Raw genomic sequence first — 18,345 nt, 5'->3', positions numbered from 1 at the left:
CTACAGGTCGAGCAGCCGGGCCGGGCTGTCGCGGGTGATGCGGGCCCGGCGGCGATACCCCTGCGTGGTGGCGATGCTCTTCTGCCGGGCGTGGTGCATCACCTGCTCGTCCAGCGCCCCCTTCAGATAGGCCTCGGTGATGAAGCCCGCCCGCAGCCCGTGCGGGCTCAGCCGCTCGGCCGTGTCCACCGTGATCCGGGCCAGCTCCGCCCGCCGGCGCAGGATGCGCCAGACGCCATGGTCGGTGAGCCGGCCCTCGAGCTGGCCACCGGCCGAGAGGCGGCGGAACACCGGCCCATAGGCGATGCGCGCCCGGCGCAGCCATTCCTCCATCGCCCGCACCGGACAGGACAGCACGTTCTGGCCGCGCGGGATGCCGATGCTGGCCCCCTCCCGCTCCTGGTCGCGCTTGGAATGGGGGATGAACAGCACCACCCCCTCCGTCGTGAAGCGCAGGTGCTCGTGGTCGATCGCCACCAGCTCGGAGCGCCGCAGCGCCCCGGCGAAGCCGATCAGGAACAGTGCCCGGTCGCGCAGGCCACGGAGGTCGCTGCCGCAGGCGGCCAGCAACGCCTTGACCTCGGTGGAGGTCAGCGCCGCGGCCGGGCGAGCGGCGGCGCCGTGCTGGCCGAGGATGCCGCGCAGCGTGGCGTTGATCACCGGGTCCCGGCTCTGCCAGGGATGGCCCAGGCGGCGATGCTCATGGGCGATCGCCGCCAGGCGGCGGCGCAACCCGCTGCGACCGAGCTTGCGGGCCAGGCTCGCCAGATAGGCCGCGACGACCACCGGCTGGGCCGGCAGCGCGGCCACGCCGCCGGCGGCGCACCAGGCGGCGAAGTCGGCCCAGTCGGCGGCATAGGCGCGCCTCGTGTTGTCGGCCAGCGCCCGGCCGGCGTAGCGCGCCGCCTCCGCCACCGCCTCGCCAACCGGACCGGTGAGCACGGCCAGCGCCTCCGGCGGCAGCGGCTCCCGCACCAGGCGCCGCACCGATAGGGGAAGATCAGAGGGCTGATCCGTCATGCGGCCTCCCACGGGTTCACCAGCGTGGCACCCAGCCCTTCGAAATCGGTCGTGTTCCGGGTAGCGAGGGTCGCGCCATAGGCCAATGCCATCCCCCCGATCAGCGCATCGGCCAGAGCAATGGGCCGGCCCGCGGCCTCTCGCGCCGCGCGGGCCCGCGCATAACGGGCGACACAGCTCGCATCGAGAACCAGGATCCGGTCCGCGAACCCTTCGGCGAGGAAACGTTCGAAGAGGCTCTCGAGACCGGCCCGGCGCTGCCCCTCCGGCAGTCGCGCAAGCCCATAGCGGATTTCGGCCACGACCAGACTGGGCAGGAACAGGGTTTCCAGGCGCTGGGCGGCGAGCAAGCGCCGCACCGCCGCATCCGGGCTGGCCCGCATGAGTTCCGAGACGACGTCGGTGTCGAGCAGGATCACCCTTCGTCCTCACCGAAGAGCGGCGGGCGGTCCCGCTCCGTGCCGCGGGGCGGCAGAACAAGGTCAAAGCCCCGCTCGGCACCGAACAGGCGCTCGGCGATGGCGGGCAGGGTCTCGCTGCCCGCGGTGTCCCGGGCCATGGCGGCGCGGAGAAGCTCGCGGGCCTCTTCCTCGACAGAACGCCGGTGCCGGCGGGCGCGGGCCTTGAGCTGCTCCCGCAACGCCTCGTCGACGTTCCGGATCAACAGGCTTGCCATGTCGTGCTTCTGCCCAATCCAGCCACGGACACTATGCTATCAAATGCTATCAAGCTGCACCAAACCCTTATGAGATCCGGCCGCCCTTCAGCCTTGTGGTCCCGGGCAGTTGCCATGCCCCAGAACCTCCTCGCAGCCTGCTGGCGTTGGTATGCTCGCCAAGGCTTCATCGGGGGCAGGAAACGAAAGCGCTCTCAGTGCCCGGCTTATGAGCACGCCGAGGAAATAGCGCTCAGGCGTCGATAGGCTTCCAGCCATGGCGGGCCCGGCTGCGTCGTAGAATCGAAAGAGAAATGGTCGCCGCGTGCTGGGTCATGGAGCGCGCTCTCTGGCGACCGTTGGCTGACCGAAGCCGAACACCCCGAAGAACAGCAGGGCCTGCTCCGCCAGCCAGTCCGCTGGTGCCTCGCCCAGCTTGCCGGCGATGACCGAGCGATCCAGCGTTGCCAGCTTATCGAAGCGCACCACGGACAGGATCTTTAAGCCGGTCCCCGGACTGGCCGCGAGCGCTGCCATATCGAGGCCGGTGCGGGGCACGGAGGTGATGAAGCAGACCACGAGGTCGGTCCGCCGGTCATTGTCGCGTGAGACCACCAGCGCCGGGCGCCGCTTGTCGCCGGACAGGTCGGTGAAAGGAAAGCGGGTGAGAACGATGCTGCCGAAAGCGAACACCTAGCGCCGCGTCTCCACCAGGTCGTCATCCGAATATAGGTCGGGCTCATCCCGCAGCCAGTCGAACGCCTTGCCGTCCTGAGCCATCCTACCCATGGGAAGGGTCTCGTTCTCGGTGAACTCGACCACGACATGCACACGGACACCCCCAGGGATGCCACGCCGGGCGAGTTCCGCCGAGACGTCCCCAGCCGTAGCATCGAGAATGATCTGCGGCATCGATTGGCTCTCCTGCAAGCCCCGGGATTCTAGCGGTTCCGGCCCGGGTCGTCTTGCCTGATGAGCGACGACAATCTCCGGAGAAGACCCTGCTGGAGCTGTTTAGCCTTCCACTCGAAATAGGGCAACTGGCAGTTCTTCCATCCACAGGCACGATAATAGAGGGTTATCGTACCTGATTGACAGTAAACACCGATAAAAACAACGCTTTAGACGGTTTTTTCTTGGCTTCTGACCTGCCCCCGTAGAAGCGATCGGCCGGTAGGCATTGCCAAGTTGAGCGGCAGTAGCCGCAGAGAGCGAGCTGGGCGAAGCTGGCCGGATGACGCCTGACCCCGCCACCTACCCTGGCTACCGCTTTCCGGCGGAGATCATCAGCCACGCCGTCTGGCTGTATCACGCATTTGGCCTGAGCCTGCGGGATGTGGAACTGATCCTGGCAGAGCGGGGCATCACCGTCACGCACGAGAGCATCCGGAGCTGGTGCCGGAAGTTCGGTTCGGAGTTTGCGGCCAGGCTGCGGCGGCGCCGACCGAAGCCGGGCGACACCTGGCACCTGGATGAGGTGTTTCTACGCATCAATGGCGTGCTGCATTATCTCTGGCGCGCGGTGGACCAGCACGGCGTGGTGCTGGACATCCTTGTTCAGGATCGGCGGAACGGGGGTGCAGCCAAGCGGTTCTTCAAGCGCCTGCTCGCGAGCATGAGGTACAAGCCACAGCGGTTGGTCACAGACGGGTTGAAGAGCTACGGCGTGGCGCAGCGCGAGATCCTACCCGAGGTCCGGCATCGGAGCAGCCGCTATCTCAACAATCGGGCGGAGAACTCGCACCGGCCGGCCCGGCGACGAGAACGGCAGATGCAGCGGTTCAAGTCGGCCGGGCAGGCTCAGCGGTTCCTCTCAGCCCACAGCATGATCTACGGCCATTTCCGTCCTCGCCGGCACTTGATGACGGCCGGTGAGTACCGGCGCGCTCGGGCCAAGGCCTTTCGGATCTGGCGGCAGGAAACCTGCGCCGAGGCAGCATCCTGATCCTGCCGCACCCTCAGTCACGCGGCCGAACTCGCCCCCTCGCTAAACAACTTGCCAATGCCTGCCCGGGGGCTCCAGACCGCCCGGTTGAGCACCCGATGATAGTTCACGAAGCGCCGCTCCTGCGCGAGCCCGCTGATCTGCAACAGGCTGGTCACCGTACGTTTGCCGGGTGCCAGGATAGCCCCGATCAGCAGCACCACCGCGTGTTGCCAGCTGCGCTGGAAAAACAGCGGCGCAAAGCTCAGGATCACCGCGGCGAAGCGGGATGGCAGGTGAAGCATGGCGGCGTCTCTTGGCGGGGACACGCCAGCCTAGTCAGTCACCCGCCTCGCCGCCTACGCCTGCCTCAGATGGCCAAAGTCGAGGTAAGGTGCTGTATCGGGCGTTGGCCAACCGCAAGCAGCTTGACAGCTACGTCGGCCTTACGCCGATGCCCTATCAAAGCGGTAGCATGAACCGGAACCGTCGGATCGGGCGCGTCGGCAATTCACGAGTCCGCATCACCCTGGTGCAGCTTGCCTGGCTATGGCTGCGCTACCAGCCCGCCAGAGCGCTGTCAGCTTGGTTCCGCGAGCGCGTTGATACGCTGGCCGGGCGGACGCGGTGAGAGGGAGTGCGACCGTCCTCATCAATGGCTATCCAACTGCCGAGTGGCAGGTTGGTCGCGCCCTGCCGGGGACCACGCCTCGTACATGAGGCATTATGGTGCGAGATCCATGCCGAACCCGACCGCATGTAAGGTGATGCAGTGATGGCTGCAGAGCAGACGACCTCGGCCCCCAACGCCTGATCCGCCAACACCAACAAATAAGGAGCGCCGCCGCCCAGACGTTCTTGAAGACCGAACCCTCATGTAAGGACGAGTCCAGGATCGGCCAACAGGGCACCTGGGTGTGGGCCGAGCGCGGTTCACGTCCTCCAGCCTCCAAGAACTGCCGCTACACCTAGGCCTACCTGTTCGGCGCCATCTGCCCGGCCCGGGGTAAGGACGGGGCCCTGGTACTACCGCTCCCAATATCGCCATAATATGAACCTGCAGTTGGCCAAAATCAGCGCCAACGTCGCCCCAGATGCCCGCGCCGTGCTGGCGATCGACGGCGCCGGATGGCACCAGACCGACGGCTGCCTGCGCGTGCCAAACAACATCACTCCGCTGCACCTGCCGCCCTACAGCCCCGAACTGAACCCCGTCGAGAACGTCTGGGCCTTCCTGAGCGTCAACAAGCTCAGCAATTGCATGTCCGGCAGCTATGACGCCGTCGTCGAGGCCTGTTGCGAGGCCTGGAACTGGCTCGCCCAGCAGCCAGTACGCATCGCCACACTTGGTTCACGATCCTGGGCACGCGCCATCTCATGATACCGTCCGTATGATAGCCTTGCGTCCCGATAGGCACCTCGCAAACTCGGATCGACCTGCCCAACCTAGCTCGGTTGCCGACGCCATCCTCACCCTGCGCATTCCCCAGCTCGGCGACTTAAAGGTGTCGGGCGGCACCTCACTTGCCACCAAAATTTTGGTAGGTCGCTGCCCAGGCTATGGTTGTGCGGCCAAACGCCTTGACTCGGCGAGCTTTCACGTTCTCCCACGTCGTTGGGCGCTGAATATGGCATTCATCTGGTTGGTCTCTAGCAGCATCTTGCCCGTGGCTACTAGGGATCCCGCGCCGTGTCGAAACCATGATCCACGTTGAAATGGTTTGCCATCTCTACACACGGCCGCGCGTCACGAGCGATTCGCCATTCCCAGATCGAATTCGAAACGTTTTACACCGTAAAATTTTGCGCGCTGCTGCTGTCGAAGCTACTTATGGCACTGTATCCATCAAGGGTTACCGCAGTGAAGCAACACGTTATTATGCTTTCCTCACCAAAGGGTGGTGTCGGGAAGTCATCATTAGCTAGGAATCTTGCGGTGCTGGCTGCCCGCGCAGGTCACCAAGTGGTTGGAATCGACTACGATCAGCAGGCTACATTTTCTACTTGGACCCAACGAAGGGAGCGTGTTCGGGCCTCCATACCCGGTCTCACTGCGATTCCTGTAATCGCCGGTCAACTGGATAATTGGCAAGCTGCCATGAAAAGAGCTCGCGCAATGGGTGCGGGAATCATTATGGTCGACACTCCACCGTCGCTTGAATTGAATATCTCCGGTATTGTTGCGCTAGCAGGTAATGCTAACTTGATCCTAGTTCCGTGTCAGCAAACGCAAGACGATGTAGACTCGGCCGCGCCTTGGATGGCCCGTCTAATCGCAGACAAGCGGACTCGTGCAGCCTTCGTGCTCAACCGAAGCAATCGAAGGGCAAAGAGTTTTTCCACAATCCGAGCGAAATTACTCGCCGTCGGTCCGGTCTGCCCAGTCGAAGTGCCTCAACTTGAGGAAATCCCACTTGCCTCAGGCAAAGGGTTGGGTGTGATGGACTTGAGTAGACCAGCTAGTGGAGAGGTCTTCGAGTCTTTGTGGAGTTACACAGCACGGGAGATCGGACTATGAGCCGAGCGCCAGGAAGCCGCCTAAGCCGGAAGGCGTTGGACGCACTCGACGCTGACGTGCTCGATGCTACGAACGTGCCCACGACCGCTGATTCTCGTCCAGCTCAGCTGGATAAAGTAATGGCTGTCAAAGCTGAAGACCTTGCAACAGTTCAGGAGGTTTTCGCTGGGACCCGTGTTGTAGAAGACGATGCTTTGATTCGTGTGGTTCTCGATACGACGCGGACAGTTGCTAGCGCATGGGAGCGAGCTGGCAGGTCGTTTCTAGAGATTGGTCGCGCGTTAGTTGCCCTTGATGCGACCTTACACGGACGGGATGAAAGAGCACGCTTGAAATCTGGCTGTGATCGCTTGTTCCCGTTCAGCGACCCTATTGCTTCGCAATTCCGTCGTGTGGCCTTAATGGTTGACGAGGGTCGAGTGCCCGAGGATGCGCTGCCCGGATCATATAGTGCTGCATATCAGATTGCGCTACTGGAACCGGAACAGCTACAGGAGGCGCAGCGCAGAGGCCTTGTTTCGCCCCGGACTTCGCGCGCAGCTGTCATCGCGTTTCGGCGCGAGATTATTGAGAAAGCTGCACCTAAAGTTGATCTTCGCGCGCTTGACGTTGAACGTAAACAGTTGCTGGAGAAGCGGCGGCGCATGTTAGCAGAACTTTTGGTGCTCCGCGCGCGTGTTTCGGAGATCGGTAGGTTGCTCGATAGCTAGTGGGCTGAGTTAGGTTTTGTGGACTCTCGGGATTCCCGCGGCCTTTCAGGTGTGATTCAACGCTGCCTTTTGGAGGCGGTGGATGGGCGTCGCGGACCGGCTGATCTTGAGTGACGCGCAGTGGTGCCGGATCTCCGAGCACATCATCGGTGACGAGCGGAGCTGCGGCACCTCTGGGCGTGACAACCGGATGTTCGTCGAGGCGGTGCTCTGGATCGTGCGGACCGGCTCTCCCTGGCGCGACCTGCCGGAGGCGTTCGGCGCCTGGAACAGCGCCTTCCGCCGCTTCAGCCGCTGGAGCGCCAAAGGCGTCTGGCACCGCATCTTCGCGGCCATGGCTGACGACCCGGACTTCGAGTACCTGATCATCGACAGCACCATCGTTCGCGCCCACCAGCACGCGGCGGGGGTAAAAAAGGGTCTGGCGATCAGGCCATTGAGCGTTCCCGCGGCGGCCTGAGTACGAAGATCCACCTGGCCGTCCGCGGGCTCGGCTGCCCCACCCGGATCATGCTCACGGCCGGACATCGCGGCGACGCGCCGCAGGCCGCCGCCCTGCTCGGCGACGACCGCCCCGCCGCCGTCATGGCCGACGCCGCCTATGACGCCGACCACTTCCGCCAGGCTATCGCCAGGGCGGGCGCCATCGCTGTCATCCCGAACAACCCGTCGCGCACCTTCAAGCACCCGCTGAACAAGACGCTCTACAAGGAGCGCCATCTTATCGAGATGGCCTGATCGCAAATGACAAATTCTGCCTGAGCCGCTTTGGGCGGCTCAGGTTGAGCTGGTGGCGAATGCCGCTGCGCTGCCGTGAGAAGCGCCCCGCCATTTTCCCCCTGGCGCAGGAGGTCTCTGCGGCGGGAGGGCATGATGCGGGAGTGGCGGGTGTGCCGGGTGTTCCAGCCCCATCCGGACGGCCAGAGATACCGGGACCGAGCCTATCAGCAGCTCCTATCCTGGAACGAGGCGGAGCCGCTGTGCGCCGCCCCGGCCGGTCCCGAGCCTCCCAAGGAGGAGGTCAGCCATGAGGGTCGCTCTTTATGCGCGGGTGTCCACTCAACGTCAGGCCCAGGCCGACGGCGTTGCCCAGCAGCTCGATCGGCTGCAGGCGCACGCCGCCAGCCAGGGCTGGACGGTGGTGGCGGAGAACATCTTCCGCGATGACGGGTATAGCGGGGCCAGTCTCAAGCGGCCGGGCCTTGAGCGCCTGCGCGATCGTGCCGCGCTGCGCCATCTTGATCGAGTGCTCATCACCGCGCCCGATCGGCTGGCCCGGCACTACGTGCATCAGGTTCTACTCCTGGAGGAGATCACGGCGACGGGATGTCAGGTGGAGTTCCTTGACCGGCCGATGAGCCAGGATCCGCATGACCAGCTCCTGCTGCAGATCCGGGGCGCGGTGGCCGAGTACGAGCGAAGCCTGATCGCAGAGCGCATGCGCCGGGGGCGCCTGCGCAAGCTGCAGGCCGGGCTCCTGCTCCCCTGGACGAGGCCGCCCTACGGCTACCGTGTGGATCCGGACCGGCCGCGCGACCCGGCCGGTGTGCGATGCGACGAGGCCGAGGCGGCAGCGGTCGCCGAGATGTTCGCTTGGTATGGCGAGGAGGGGCGCAGCCTGTACGGACTGGCGCAGAAACTCCTCTCGGACGCTATCCCACCCCCGCGCGTGAAGGGCCGCTGGAACGTCACCACCCTGCGCGGGATCCTGACCAATCCCGTCTACACGGGAGAGGTCTTTGCGGGGCGCATCCAGACGGCCCCCCGGCGCCTGCAAGCGCGCGAGGAGTGGATCCCGGTCGCCTCCATTCCGACCATTGTCAGCCAGGAGAGCTTCGACCGCGTCCAGGCCAAGCTCGCCCAGAACCGGCAGTTCGCCCGCCGCAACAACACCGCCCACCCCTATCTGCTGCGCGCGCTGGTCAGCTGTGGCGTATGTGGCCTCTCCTGTCTCGGCCGCTGCCTGCCGGCGGGCCACCGCTACTACTGCTGCCGCGGCAAGCTCTCGCCTGTGAACTCCCATCGGGACACTCCATGCCCCTCCCGGTTCATTCCGGCCAGTCAGGTGGAGGCCCTCGTCTGGGAGGATCTCCGCCAGCTCCTGACCGATCCGGAGGCGATCCGCCACGCGCTTGAGCGGGCTCATGGCGGCCACTGGCTGCCGCAGGAACTGCGAGCGCGCCGCGAGACCCTCCGGCGCGGGCAGGTCAGCGTCGCGCAGCAGATCGAGCGACTGACCGAGGTCTACTTGGCCGGTGTGGTGGGCCTCGATGAATATCGCCGCCGACGCGGTGACCTCGAACAGAGGCAACAGGCCCTCGCTGCCCAGGAACAGCAGCTGGCGGCCCAGACCGAACGACAGGCAGACATCGCGCGTCTCGGCCTGAGCCTGGAAGAGTTCAGCCGACGCATCCGCCAAGGCCTCGACCAAGCCACCTGGGAGCAGAGGCGGCAGTTAATCGAGTGGCTCGTGACCCGGGTCATCGTCACCAATGGCGAGGTCGAGATCCGCTACGTCATCCCCACCAGCCCCGCTGCCCAGACCGGAGGCATTTGTCATTTGCGTTCAGACTATCGAGTGCTGCTTCTCCAAGCTGAAGCAGTTCCGGCGTGTCGCTACCCGTTACGAGAAGACTGCCCGTAACTATCTTGCCATGGTCACCCTCGCCGCCACCATCCTCTGGCTCAGGTAAGGGTCCACAGAACCTAGTGCGCCGGTCATCCGTCAAGGTGCGAGCGCGCTCTCTGCCAGGGCGAGGCGCATCTCGCCGATAAAGCGGCGGCCCAGCGGTGAGAGCGGCTTGCGGTTCGACCAGAAGGTCCAGGCGGTGGCAGGGATGGCCGGCTCGAAGGGACGGATTTCCAGCCTTCCGGCCGGCAGATGCGCGGCGGAAAACGGGTCCACCACCGAAACGCCCGTGCCCGTCTCGACCAGGGCGCAGGCGGTGCTGCAGGTGCGGACCTCCGCCCGGAACAGGAAGGGCTGCCGCGCCGACTGGAAGGCATGGCGCACGGCAGCCCCCATGCGCGTATCGGCATCCAGCGCGACCAGGCTGTGCGCGCCCAGGTCCCCGGGTGTCACCACGGCAAGCCCGGCGAGCGCATGGCCCGGCGGGCAGATGGCGACCATCCGCGCCTCGGCCAGAACCTCCACCTCCAGCGTGGCCTGGGGCCCCAGGCCGAGCCCTATGCCGAGATCGGCGGCCCCGCTCTCCACGGCGCGGACGACGTCGTTCAGGTCGCGGATGTCGAAATGGATCTTCAGCTTCGGATAACGTCGGGCGAAGCCGCCCAGCACCCGTGGCACCACGCCCTGTCCCAGGGGCGGTGTCGAGAGGATGCGCAGCCGGCTGGTCTTGGCCTCGCGCAGGTCCTGCAGGCGCTCCGTCAGCGCCGCATGCATGGCCAGCAGGGGCTCCGCCTCCTCCTGCAGGATGCTTGCCGCCTCCAGCGGGTAGAGGCGGTTGTTGACACGCTCGAAGAGCGGAAAGCCGAGTTGCGCCTCGATCTGACGGATGGCGGTGCTGACCGCCGGCTGCGAGAGGTTCAGGTGCCGGGCCGTGGCCATGGTGGTCTGGAAGCGGACCATGGCACGGAGGATCTCGATCTGGCGCAGCGTAAGCATGCGGCATGCTATATATGTATAATATAGATATGGCAAATTTACTATAATATTATTTCTTGCTGAGCCTTGGCCGAAGCACTTAGATCGCCCCAGCGCTCCACCGTGATCCGAGGTCTCTCCGATGCCCCGCCTGCTCCGCCTCGCCGCCGCCCAGATGGGCCCAACCCAGCGCGCGGACAGCCGGGAGGCGGTGCTGGCCCGCCTGATCGCACTGCTGGAACAGGCGGCAGACCAGGGGGCGCAGCTCGTGGTCTTCCCCGAACTGGCCTTCACCACCTTCTTCCCCCGTTGGCTGCTGGAGGGAGCGGAACTCGACCAGTACTACGAGAGCGCCATGCCCAACCCGCAGGTGCAGCCGCTCTTCGACCGCGCGAAGGCGCTGGGGGTGGGCTTCTATGTCGGCTATGCCGAGCGCACGCCGGAGGGGCAGCGCTTCAACAGCGCCATCACCACCGCGCCGGACGGCAGCATCCTCGCCCGGTACCGCAAGGTGCATCTCCCCGGCTCGGTCGAGCCTCGCCCGGGCGACCGCTTCCAGCAGTTGGAGAAGCGCTACTTCGAATATGGCGCCAGGGCTTCGAGGCCTTCCGCGGGCCGGAGGCATGGGGCCGGCCGGTGATGGGCATGCTGATCTGCAACGACCGCCGCTGGCCGGAAGCCTGGCGCGCCTATGGGCTGCAGGGCGTGGAGCTGATGCTGATCGGCTACAACTCCGCCGCCTATGACCCGAATGGCGGCAGCACGGAGAACGAGGAGATCCGGACCTTCCACTCCAACCTCGCGGCGCAGGCGAATGCCTACATGAACGCGACCTGGGCGGTGAGCGTGGCCAAGGCCGGCAATGAGGACGGGTCGGGGCTGATCGGCAGCTCGGTGATCGTCGATCCGAACGGGGTGATCGTGGCGCAGGCGCAGAGCCTGGGCGACGAGGTGATCGTCGCCGATTGCGACCTCGACGCCTGCCGCCAGGGCAAGGAGAAGATGTTCAACTTCGCCGCCCATCGCCGCCCCGAGCACTACCGCCGCATCACCGAGCAGGTCGGCGCCATCACCCCCGACTGATCCGCTTCCCCCAGCTCGAGTGGGACTGTCTCAGGACGACGTAAGATCGGCCTGCTTTTCCCTCCCCCTTTACCCGAGACTGCGTCCTCATGCCGGCTAGGCAGAGATGACGTCCGTGCTGGCGAGACAAGGATGGCCCGATGACCACACCTTATGCCCTGCCCGATATTTCCGGGCATATCATCATGTCGCGGCGTCATTACGGTCGCTGGATCGCGGTGGGGGTGATCGTCATCCTCCTGTTCGGACTGGTGCGGGCTTTCGCAATCGGTGACATCGACTGGAAAACGGTCGGTCAGTTCCTGACCGTGAAGGCGATCATGGATGGGCTGGCGAACACCATCCTGATGTCGATCGCTGCCATGGCACTCGGCATCATTCTCGGTGTGCTCGCTGCGGTCATGCGCATGTCCGAGAATCCGGTACTGCAGGGTGTTTCTCTGGCTTATGCTTGGCTGTTCCGTGGAACTCCGCTGATCCTGCAGCTCCTGCTCTGGTTCAACCTCGCACTGATCTTTCCCACTCTCGGCATTCCAGGTCTGTTCTCCTTCCGCACGGTCGAGGTCATCACCCCCGCCGTGGCAGCTTTACTTGGCCTGGGCATCAATCAGGGTGCCTACACCTCCGAGGTCATCCGCGCCGGCATGCTCTCAGTCGACAATGGCCAGTACGAGGCGGCCAAATCCATCGGCATGACCCGGCTGAAGGCGCTGCGGCGGATCATCTTCCCCCAGGCCATGCGCGTGATCATTCCACCACTGGGCAACGAGTTCATCGGCATGGTCAAGGCGACGTCGCTGGCCAGCGTGATCCAGTTCTCGGAGATCCTGCACAACGCGCAGAACATCTACTACGCCAATTCGCGGGTCATCGAGCTGTTGATGGTAGCGGCGTTCTGGTACCTGGTGGTGATCTCGATCCTCACCCCGGCGCAGGCCCTGCTGGAGAAGCGTTTCTCGCGTGGAACAGGAGCCAGCCGATGAGCCGCCCACTGGTTTCCATCGTCGATGTCCGCAAGAATTTCGGCGAGTTCCAGGCTCTGAAAGGCGTCTCCCTCGACATTCATCCCGGCGAGGTGCTGTGCCTGATTGGCGCTTCCGGATCGGGCAAGACGACCTTGCTACGTTGCGTGAACCAGCTCGTTCAGCCTGATCGCGGCGCGATCTGGATCGACGGTCATCTGAATGGCTTCCGCGTCGAGGGCAACCGGCTTCACCCGCTGACGGAGAAGGAGATCGCGCGGCAGCGCCTCTCCACGGGCATGGTCTTCCAGCGCTTCAACCTCTTCGCACATATGACGGCGCTGGAGAATATCATCGAGGGACCGGTACGGGTCCAGGGCCGCGGCCGGAACGAAGCCACTGCCGAGGCGCGCGCCTTGCTGGCCCGTGTCGGGTTGGCAGATAAGGAGGCGTCCTACCCCGCCAACCTGTCCGGCGGCCAGCAGCAGCGCGTGGCGATCTGCCGGGCTGTTGCGATGCAGCCGAAGCTGATGCTCTTCGATGAGCCGACGAGTGCGCTCGACCCCGAGCTGGTGGGAGAGGTCTTGCAGGCCATGAAGACACTCGCCGCCTCGGGCATGACGATGATGGTGGTGACGCACGAACTCGCCTTCGCGCGTGAGGTGGCGGACCGTGTCGTGTTCATGGACGGCGGCGCCATCGTAGAAGCCGGAACGGCAGAGGAGGTCCTCGGCACCCCTCGGGAGGAACGCACGCGTGCTTTCCTCGCCGCAGTCCTTTCATGAAGGAGCATCGGATGAAGCCCGGCAACAAAGCCATGAACGGGAAGGCAGGGACGCCGCGCCGGCGTTGCCTGCTGGCGCTGGCAGCGCTGGGTATGCTGCCGCCGATCGCGTCATGGGCAGCGGTACCGCCGCTGCCGGTCGAGATCGCGGCCCGCGGCACGCTGGTGATCGCACTCTTCGCGTCTTTCCCGCCGATGGCCTACAAGCTGCCCGCTGACAACCGTCTTGTCGGCGTGGATGTGGACTTGGCCGCCGATCTGGCGAAGCGCCTCGGCCTGCGCGTGGAGTGGCAGGACACGTCCTATGAGTCCGCGATCAATGCCATGGCAACCGGGCGCGTGGACATGGCCTTCAGCATGCTGAACCGGCCGGAATCTGCCGATCGGCTGGACTATGTCGACTATCTGACCTCCGGGATGCAGATCTACACCCTGGCCTCGCACACCCCGATTGCGGGCCCCGAGGGACTATGCGGCCTGCGTCTGGGTGCCAACCGCCGGAACGGCTTCGATGCCGCAATGCGGGCATGGAGCGACACGCATTGCGTAGCCCAGGGTCGTCCGGCGATCCAGATCCAGGCCACGGAGGGAACGCCCGAGGCTCGGCTGCAGCTCCGCCAGTCCCGCGTCGATGCGGTCGTGCAGAGCAGCGAATCGGTGCCTTATACGATGGCACAGGAAGCGGGAACCTATGTCATGGTGGGAGAGCCTTTGAACCGCCTGACGATCGGCATGGCCTTCGTGAAGAAATCCAGCCAGCTGCGCGATGCCATGCGCTGGGCGCTGGAACAGAGCATCGCGGATGGGAGCTATGCCGCCATACTCGCGCGGCATGATCTGGCACGCAATGCGATCGCATCTTCCACCACACCCTGACGAAAGGGGAAACCGATGTTCAGGACGCTGCTTCTCACTGCGGTCGCTCTGCTGCCGCTAGCCGCCCAGGCGGCTGAACTGCCCGAAAGCATCCGCTCGCGTGGCAGCATCGTGACGGCGATCGTACCCAACTATCCGCCCCTGGAACTGCGCGATCCGGCGACCAATCAACTCACGGGCTTCGATGTGGAGCTGGGCGAGACCCTGGCCAAGCGTCTCGGCGTCAAGATGCAGTGGCAGGAGACGACCTTCGATCAGATGATCGCCTCGCTCCGTACCGGGCGCGTGGATCTCATCCTGTCGGGCATGAGCGACACGCCAGAGCGTAGAGGCGTCGCGAACTTCGTCGATTATCTGCGCTCCGGTTCGCAGATCTTCACCCAGGCCTCGCGTGCCGCCGAGTTCCCGAACCGGGATGCGCTTTGCGGCAAGGCAGTGGGCGCCAGCCGCCGTACGAACTACGTGAACGTATTGAGGCAGTTCAGCGACGCGGAGTGCGTCGCCAAGGGCAGGCCCGCGATCCGTGTTGTTGGCACGGAAGGCTCGGCCGATGCCCGCACCCAGCTCCGCCAGGGCCGTATCGATGCCGCCATGCAGGGCAACGAGACGCTGCCGTATATCATGGCGCAGGAACCGAACACCTATGCCCTGGTCGGCGAGCCGGTTGAGTACACGCTGATGGGGATCGGGACTGCCAAGGATGCCGAGGCACTGCGGACAGCACTGGCCGAGGCGCTGCGCGGGATGATGGCGGATGGCAGTTATGCCGCCCTTCTCACCAAATGGAACCTGACGCCGAGTGCCGTGGAGAAGGTGACGATCAATGGGGAAGGCTGACAAGATGACCACTGAACGCGTTCCCCTGCACCCGGCCAACCGTGCGCAGCTGGCTCCGCAATATCCCTGGCCGGCGGGCCACAAGGCCGCGATGTTCCTGTCCTTCGACGTGGACGCCGAAACGGCCTGGACGGCGAAGGACCCGGCGCGGTTCCAGGAACTGGTCACCATGTCCTTCGGCGGCTTCGAGGCACGCGTCGGCGTTCCGAAGCTCCTGGAACTGCTGCGGCAGGAGGATCTGAAAGCCACTTTCTTCATCACGGGCTGGTCGGTCGAGGCCCATCCAGCGATGTGCGAGGCCATCCTGAAGGATGGGCACGAGATCGGCCATCACGGCTTCCACCACCTGATGCCGATGCCGGGTGATCCCATGCTGGTGGAGGAGGTGGAGCGCGGGCTGGAGGTTCTGAAGCGCCGCCTCGGCGTGGTGCCGCTAGGCTACCGCGCTCCCTCGGGCGAGAGCTGCGAGGAGCTTCGCGTGCTGCTGAAGGAGAAGGGGCTGCTCTATTCCTCCTCCTGGCGTGACGATGTGCGTCCTTATCGCCACCTCCTCGATGACGGCCGCCCCGGGCTGATCGAGCTGCCGGTCACCATGACCTATGACGATTGGCTCTACGGCCTGTCGCAGCGCTACAGCCCGCGCCCGATGTTCCCCGCGGAGCACGTCCTGTCAATCTGGCAGGACGAGCTGGCCGAGACGCGCGACTGGGGTGGCATGGTCACCACCGTGCTGCATCCGCAATGCAGCGGCCGGCCGATGCGGCTGCGGTTGCTGCGCAACTTCTTGCGCCACACCCGCGAATACGGCGATGTCTGGATCGCCACCGGCCAGGAGATCGCAGCACATTTCGTCGCCTGCGAGGAGGGTAAGTTAGCATGATGTTGAAGCGCCTCCTTCTCGCCACCGCCCTGCTGATGCCACTGTCGGTGGCGGCGCAGACCTTGCCGGAATCCATCCGCGCGCAGGGTGAGCTGCGCGTGGGGATCGAGGCCACCTATCCACCGATGGCCTATAAGGATCCCGCGACCAACGAGCGACGCGGCGTCAATGTCGATCTGGTGACGGCGCTTGGGAAGGAACTCGGCATCTCGCTCCGCTGGGAGGAGATGTCCTTCGCCCAACTCATTCCCTCGATCGCCACGGACCGGGTGGACTTCAGCGGCACCTCCATGACCGACCTGCCCGCGCGGCGCGAGCAGCTCAGCTTCGTGGACTATATCAGCACCGGCGCGCAGATCTTCACCACGGTGGCGCAGCAGAAGGGTGCCAGGGAGGCCACGGATTTCTGTGGCCGCTCGGTCGCCACGCCCCGCACCACCAACTACTTCCCGCAGGCACAGGCCTGGAGTGAAGCCAATTGCGTGGCCAAGGGAAAGACGCCGCTGCGCGTGATCGGCACCGAGGGCGCGGCCGCCGCGCGCACCGACCTGCAACAGGGCCGTGCCGACGGCGCGATCCTAGGCGCCGAATACGTGGTCTATCTTTCTCAACAGAACCCTGGCGTCTTCGTCGCGATCGGCGACCCGATCTCACGAAACCTGTCCGGCATGGCCTTCAGCAAGTCCAAGCCGGAACTCCGCGATGCCATCGCCGCTGCGCTATCCCGCCTGATCGCCGACGGAACCTATGGCGCGATCTTGCGCAAGCATGGGCTCGAGAAACAGGCCCTGACGGCCATCACCATCGATGCGGGCCAGTAAGGGTCTCGTCCGGCGATGCCGGCCCGCGACTGAAAGACTTCGGCAGGACCAGAACACATGATGCACCGCCGCACGCTTCTCCGTACCGCCGCCACCTCGGCCCTGGCTCTGCCGGGTCTCTCGCTTCCCGGCTTGGCGCGCGCGGCTTCCGCCACGACGCTACGCTTCATCCCGGTGATTGATCTCGCCTTCACGGACCCGATCTTCAGCACCGCCCAGGTGTCGCGGAACCATGGCTTCATGGTCTTCGACACGCTCTACGGCATCAATTCGAAGCTCGAGGTCTCGCCGCAGATGGTGGAGGGGCACCGGGTCGAGGCGGACGGGAAACTCTGGAACCTGACCCTCCGTCCGGGGCTGCTCTGGCACGATGGCGACCCGGTGCTGGCGAAGGATTGCGTGGCCAGCATCCGGCGCTGGGCTCGACGTGATGCCTTCGGCGGCGCGCTGATGGCGGCCACCGACGAAGTTTCCGCTCCGGATGACCGGACGATCCGCTTCCGCCTGAGGCGGCCCTTTCCTCTGCTGCCGCAGGCCCTGGGCAAGGCGGCGATCCAGGCCTGTTTCATGATGCCGGAACGCCTGGCCGCGACCGACCCGTTCAAGCAGATCCCGGAGGTGATCGGCAGCGGCCCCTTTCGTTTCAGGGCGGACGAGCGCGTTCCTGGCGCGCGGAACGTCTATGAGCGCTTCGAGCGCTACGTCCCTCGCCAGGAGACCGCCGACTGGACTGCGGGGGGCAAGGTCGTGCACTACGATCGCGTCGAGTGGACGACCATGCCCGATGCAGCGACCGGTGCTTCCGCGCTGCAATCGGGCGAACAGGACTGGCAGGAAGCGACGCCGCACGACCTTCTGCCGCTCCTGCGCCGTGACAGGAACCTGCGGATCAGGGTGCTCGATCCGCGTGGCTTCAACTGCATCCTGCAGGTGAACCACCTGCAGCCACCCTTCAACAACCCGGCGATCCGCCGTGCCCTCTGGGGTGCGGTCGACCAGGAAGCCTTCATGATGGCGGTGGCGGGCGAGAATCCCGAGTTCCATCACAGCCCGGCGGGCTTCTTCTGCCCGGGCACGCCGATGGCCAGCGAGGCGGGGCTGGAGCCGTTGAAGGGTGCGCGCGATCTGGACAGGGTGAAGCGCGACTTGGCGGCTGCCGGCTACAACGGAGAGAAGGTGGTGGTTCTGATCCCCGCCGACTCCCTGGCTCAGAAGCCCTTGGGCGATGTGGCAGCAGACATGTTCCGGCAGGCGGGCATGAATGTGGAGACCGTGTCCCTGGATTTTGCCTCCGTGCTGACGCGTCGCAACCGGCGTGATCCTGTGGAGCAGGGAGGCTGGAGCGCCGTCGCCGCGAATTGGCAAGGTATCGACTGGCTCAACCCGGCGGGGCACCTGACCCTGCAGGGGGAGGGCGCCTATCCGGGCTGGTACAGGAGCGAGAGGATTCCTGCGCTGCGTGACCAGTGGCTGGCCGCGGGCGAACTGGCGGAACAGCAGCGTATCTGCCGCGAGATTCAGCAGGCGGCGATGGAGGAAGTGCCCTTCTACCCGATCGGACAGTATTTCCAGCCCTCTGTGCACCGCGCAGCCATCACCGGAATCGGGGACGGCACAGCCGTGTTCTGGAACGTCCGCCCCGCCTGAGCCTCGTCCGCCACTCCCGTCACG

General features: G+C 65.1%; 18 protein-coding genes and 5 pseudogenes. 16 read left to right on the top strand and 7 right to left on the bottom strand.

The features are described from left to right. The 5 genes from RGI145_RS22945 to RGI145_RS22925 form a co-directional block, all read right to left on the bottom strand. Entirely contained in the window at positions 1 to 1,020 is a 1,020-nt protein-coding gene (locus RGI145_RS22945) for a site-specific integrase (protein WP_156878756.1), read from the bottom strand. Then, complete coding sequence (locus RGI145_RS22940) at positions 1,017 to 1,439, bottom strand: type II toxin-antitoxin system VapC family toxin (protein WP_075800866.1); 423 nt, start codon at positions 1,437 to 1,439, stop codon at positions 1,017 to 1,019. Before RGI145_RS22940 ends, RGI145_RS22945 begins: the two co-directional genes overlap by 4 nt. Then, on the bottom strand, positions 1,436 to 1,696 hold the full coding sequence (locus RGI145_RS22935) for a FitA-like ribbon-helix-helix domain-containing protein (RefSeq protein ID WP_027297468.1): 261 nt from the start codon (positions 1,694 to 1,696) through the stop codon (positions 1,436 to 1,438). The genes RGI145_RS22940 and RGI145_RS22935 overlap by 4 nt, the downstream gene beginning before the upstream one ends. Positions 1,697 to 2,008: 312 nt before the next feature. Then, complete coding sequence (locus tag RGI145_RS22930) at positions 2,009 to 2,368, bottom strand: type II toxin-antitoxin system PemK/MazF family toxin (RefSeq protein ID WP_075800865.1); 360 nt, start codon at positions 2,366 to 2,368, stop codon at positions 2,009 to 2,011. Next, positions 2,369 to 2,587, bottom strand: a complete 219-nt coding sequence (locus tag RGI145_RS22925; protein WP_027297467.1) for a hypothetical protein — start codon at positions 2,585 to 2,587, stop codon at positions 2,369 to 2,371. It lies immediately after the preceding gene. 322 nt (positions 2,588 to 2,909) lie between these two features. Between RGI145_RS22925 and RGI145_RS22920 the strand changes: the two genes are divergently transcribed. After that, complete coding sequence (locus RGI145_RS22920) at positions 2,910 to 3,620, top strand: IS6 family transposase (protein ID WP_075800863.1); 711 nt, start codon at positions 2,910 to 2,912, stop codon at positions 3,618 to 3,620. A gap of 17 nt (positions 3,621 to 3,637) precedes the next feature. On the opposite strand, the gene RGI145_RS22915 is transcribed toward RGI145_RS22920, so the two are convergent. After that, positions 3,638 to 3,904 carry a hypothetical protein gene (locus tag RGI145_RS22915; RefSeq protein ID WP_075800862.1) on the bottom strand — a complete coding sequence of 89 codons (267 nt, stop codon included), beginning with the start codon at positions 3,902 to 3,904 and terminating at the stop codon, positions 3,638 to 3,640. A gap of 86 nt (positions 3,905 to 3,990) precedes the next feature. On the opposite strand from RGI145_RS22915, the pseudogene RGI145_RS22910 reads away from it, so the two are divergent. The 7 genes and pseudogenes from RGI145_RS22910 to RGI145_RS25920 all read left to right on the top strand — a co-directional run. Continuing rightward, positions 3,991 to 4,227, top strand: a pseudogene (locus RGI145_RS22910) (transposase); the annotation flags it as partial. A gap of 423 nt (positions 4,228 to 4,650) precedes the next feature. Next, a complete protein-coding gene (locus RGI145_RS22905; RefSeq protein ID WP_075800861.1) occupies positions 4,651 to 4,980 on the top strand; it encodes a transposase in 330 nt (109 codons plus the stop codon). A 450-nt stretch (positions 4,981 to 5,430) separates the two neighbouring features. Next, positions 5,431 to 6,117, top strand: coding sequence for a ParA family protein (locus tag RGI145_RS22900; RefSeq protein ID WP_335740100.1), 687 nt, complete (start codon positions 5,431 to 5,433; stop codon positions 6,115 to 6,117). 119 nt (positions 6,118 to 6,236) lie between these two features. Then, positions 6,237 to 6,827 (top strand): hypothetical protein, encoded by a 591-nt coding sequence (locus RGI145_RS22895; protein WP_237183365.1) that lies wholly within the window; start codon positions 6,237 to 6,239, stop codon positions 6,825 to 6,827. Positions 6,828 to 6,909: 82 nt separating this feature from the next. Then, positions 6,910 to 7,556, top strand: a pseudogene (locus RGI145_RS24815) (IS5 family transposase); the annotation flags it as partial. 298 nt (positions 7,557 to 7,854) lie between these two features. Further along, a pseudogene (locus tag RGI145_RS25925) lies at positions 7,855 to 8,910 on the top strand (recombinase family protein); the annotation flags it as partial. A 490-nt stretch (positions 8,911 to 9,400) separates the two neighbouring features. After that, positions 9,401 to 9,520 (top strand): annotated as a pseudogene (locus RGI145_RS25920) (IS5/IS1182 family transposase); the annotation flags it as partial. A gap of 32 nt (positions 9,521 to 9,552) precedes the next feature. Here the strand turns inward: RGI145_RS25920 and RGI145_RS22870 are convergent. After that, the gene (locus RGI145_RS22870; RefSeq protein ID WP_075800856.1) at positions 9,553 to 10,452 is read right to left on the bottom strand and encodes a LysR substrate-binding domain-containing protein; all 900 of its coding nucleotides are present in this window, start codon (positions 10,450 to 10,452) and stop codon (positions 9,553 to 9,555) included. Between the two features lie 121 nt (positions 10,453 to 10,573). On the opposite strand from RGI145_RS22870, the pseudogene RGI145_RS22865 reads away from it, so the two are divergent. From RGI145_RS22865 to RGI145_RS22830, 8 genes and pseudogenes are all read left to right on the top strand, one after another. Then, positions 10,574 to 11,514: pseudogene (locus RGI145_RS22865) on the top strand (N-carbamoyl-D-amino-acid hydrolase). Positions 11,515 to 11,654: 140 nt separating this feature from the next. Next, on the top strand, positions 11,655 to 12,497 hold the full coding sequence (locus tag RGI145_RS22860; RefSeq protein ID WP_058389798.1) for an amino acid ABC transporter permease: 843 nt from the start codon (positions 11,655 to 11,657) through the stop codon (positions 12,495 to 12,497). Beyond that, on the top strand, positions 12,494 to 13,261 hold the full coding sequence (locus RGI145_RS22855) for an amino acid ABC transporter ATP-binding protein (RefSeq protein ID WP_075800855.1): 768 nt from the start codon (positions 12,494 to 12,496) through the stop codon (positions 13,259 to 13,261). Before RGI145_RS22860 ends, RGI145_RS22855 begins: the two co-directional genes overlap by 4 nt. 11 nt (positions 13,262 to 13,272) lie before the next feature. After that, positions 13,273 to 14,136: a transporter substrate-binding domain-containing protein gene (locus RGI145_RS22850; RefSeq protein ID WP_167668419.1), complete on the top strand. Its 864-nt coding sequence runs from the start codon at positions 13,273 to 13,275 to the stop codon at positions 14,134 to 14,136. A 15-nt stretch (positions 14,137 to 14,151) separates the two neighbouring features. Next, complete coding sequence (locus tag RGI145_RS22845) at positions 14,152 to 14,973, top strand: ABC transporter substrate-binding protein (protein WP_075800854.1); 822 nt, start codon at positions 14,152 to 14,154, stop codon at positions 14,971 to 14,973. A gap of 4 nt (positions 14,974 to 14,977) precedes the next feature. Further along, a complete protein-coding gene (locus tag RGI145_RS22840) occupies positions 14,978 to 15,853 on the top strand; it encodes a polysaccharide deacetylase family protein (RefSeq protein WP_075801038.1) in 876 nt (291 codons plus the stop codon). Beyond that, positions 15,850 to 16,674 carry an ABC transporter substrate-binding protein gene (locus tag RGI145_RS22835; RefSeq protein ID WP_083671477.1) on the top strand — a complete coding sequence of 275 codons (825 nt, stop codon included), beginning with the start codon at positions 15,850 to 15,852 and terminating at the stop codon, positions 16,672 to 16,674. The genes RGI145_RS22840 and RGI145_RS22835 overlap by 4 nt, the downstream gene beginning before the upstream one ends. A gap of 60 nt (positions 16,675 to 16,734) precedes the next feature. Next, positions 16,735 to 18,321: an ABC transporter substrate-binding protein gene (locus RGI145_RS22830; protein WP_075801036.1), complete on the top strand. Its 1,587-nt coding sequence runs from the start codon at positions 16,735 to 16,737 to the stop codon at positions 18,319 to 18,321. Positions 18,322 to 18,345: the final 24 nt, after the last annotated feature.

The organism is Roseomonas gilardii, assembly GCF_001941945.1.
GTDB lineage: Bacteria > Pseudomonadota > Alphaproteobacteria > Acetobacterales > Acetobacteraceae > Roseomonas.
This window is presented reverse-complemented; position numbering and strand designations above follow the sequence as displayed.

Coding starts and splice junctions, on each gene's coding strand:
- RGI145_RS22945 (WP_156878756.1), bottom strand. CDS start 1,020: ATGACGGATCAGCCCTCTGATCTTCCCCTATCGGTGCGGCGCCTGGTG.
- RGI145_RS22905 (WP_075800861.1), top strand. CDS start 4,651: ATGAACCTGCAGTTGGCCAAAATCAGCGCCAACGTCGCCCCAGATGCC.
- RGI145_RS22845 (WP_075800854.1), top strand. CDS start 14,152: ATGTTCAGGACGCTGCTTCTCACTGCGGTCGCTCTGCTGCCGCTAGCC.
- RGI145_RS22920 (WP_075800863.1), top strand. CDS start 2,910: ATGACGCCTGACCCCGCCACCTACCCTGGCTACCGCTTTCCGGCGGAG.
- RGI145_RS22915 (WP_075800862.1), bottom strand. CDS start 3,904: ATGCTTCACCTGCCATCCCGCTTCGCCGCGGTGATCCTGAGCTTTGCG.
- RGI145_RS22925 (WP_027297467.1), bottom strand. CDS start 2,587: ATGCCGCAGATCATTCTCGATGCTACGGCTGGGGACGTCTCGGCGGAA.
- RGI145_RS22855 (WP_075800855.1), top strand. CDS start 12,494: ATGAGCCGCCCACTGGTTTCCATCGTCGATGTCCGCAAGAATTTCGGC.
- RGI145_RS22830 (WP_075801036.1), top strand. CDS start 16,735: ATGCACCGCCGCACGCTTCTCCGTACCGCCGCCACCTCGGCCCTGGCT.
- RGI145_RS22895 (WP_237183365.1), top strand. CDS start 6,237: ATGGCTGTCAAAGCTGAAGACCTTGCAACAGTTCAGGAGGTTTTCGCT.
- RGI145_RS22900 (WP_335740100.1), top strand. CDS start 5,431: ATGGCACTGTATCCATCAAGGGTTACCGCAGTGAAGCAACACGTTATT.
- RGI145_RS22850 (WP_167668419.1), top strand. CDS start 13,273: ATGAAGCCCGGCAACAAAGCCATGAACGGGAAGGCAGGGACGCCGCGC.
- RGI145_RS22835 (WP_083671477.1), top strand. CDS start 15,850: ATGATGTTGAAGCGCCTCCTTCTCGCCACCGCCCTGCTGATGCCACTG.
- RGI145_RS22935 (WP_027297468.1), bottom strand. CDS start 1,696: ATGGCAAGCCTGTTGATCCGGAACGTCGACGAGGCGTTGCGGGAGCAG.
- RGI145_RS22840 (WP_075801038.1), top strand. CDS start 14,978: ATGACCACTGAACGCGTTCCCCTGCACCCGGCCAACCGTGCGCAGCTG.
- RGI145_RS22860 (WP_058389798.1), top strand. CDS start 11,655: ATGACCACACCTTATGCCCTGCCCGATATTTCCGGGCATATCATCATG.
- RGI145_RS22870 (WP_075800856.1), bottom strand. CDS start 10,452: ATGCTTACGCTGCGCCAGATCGAGATCCTCCGTGCCATGGTCCGCTTC.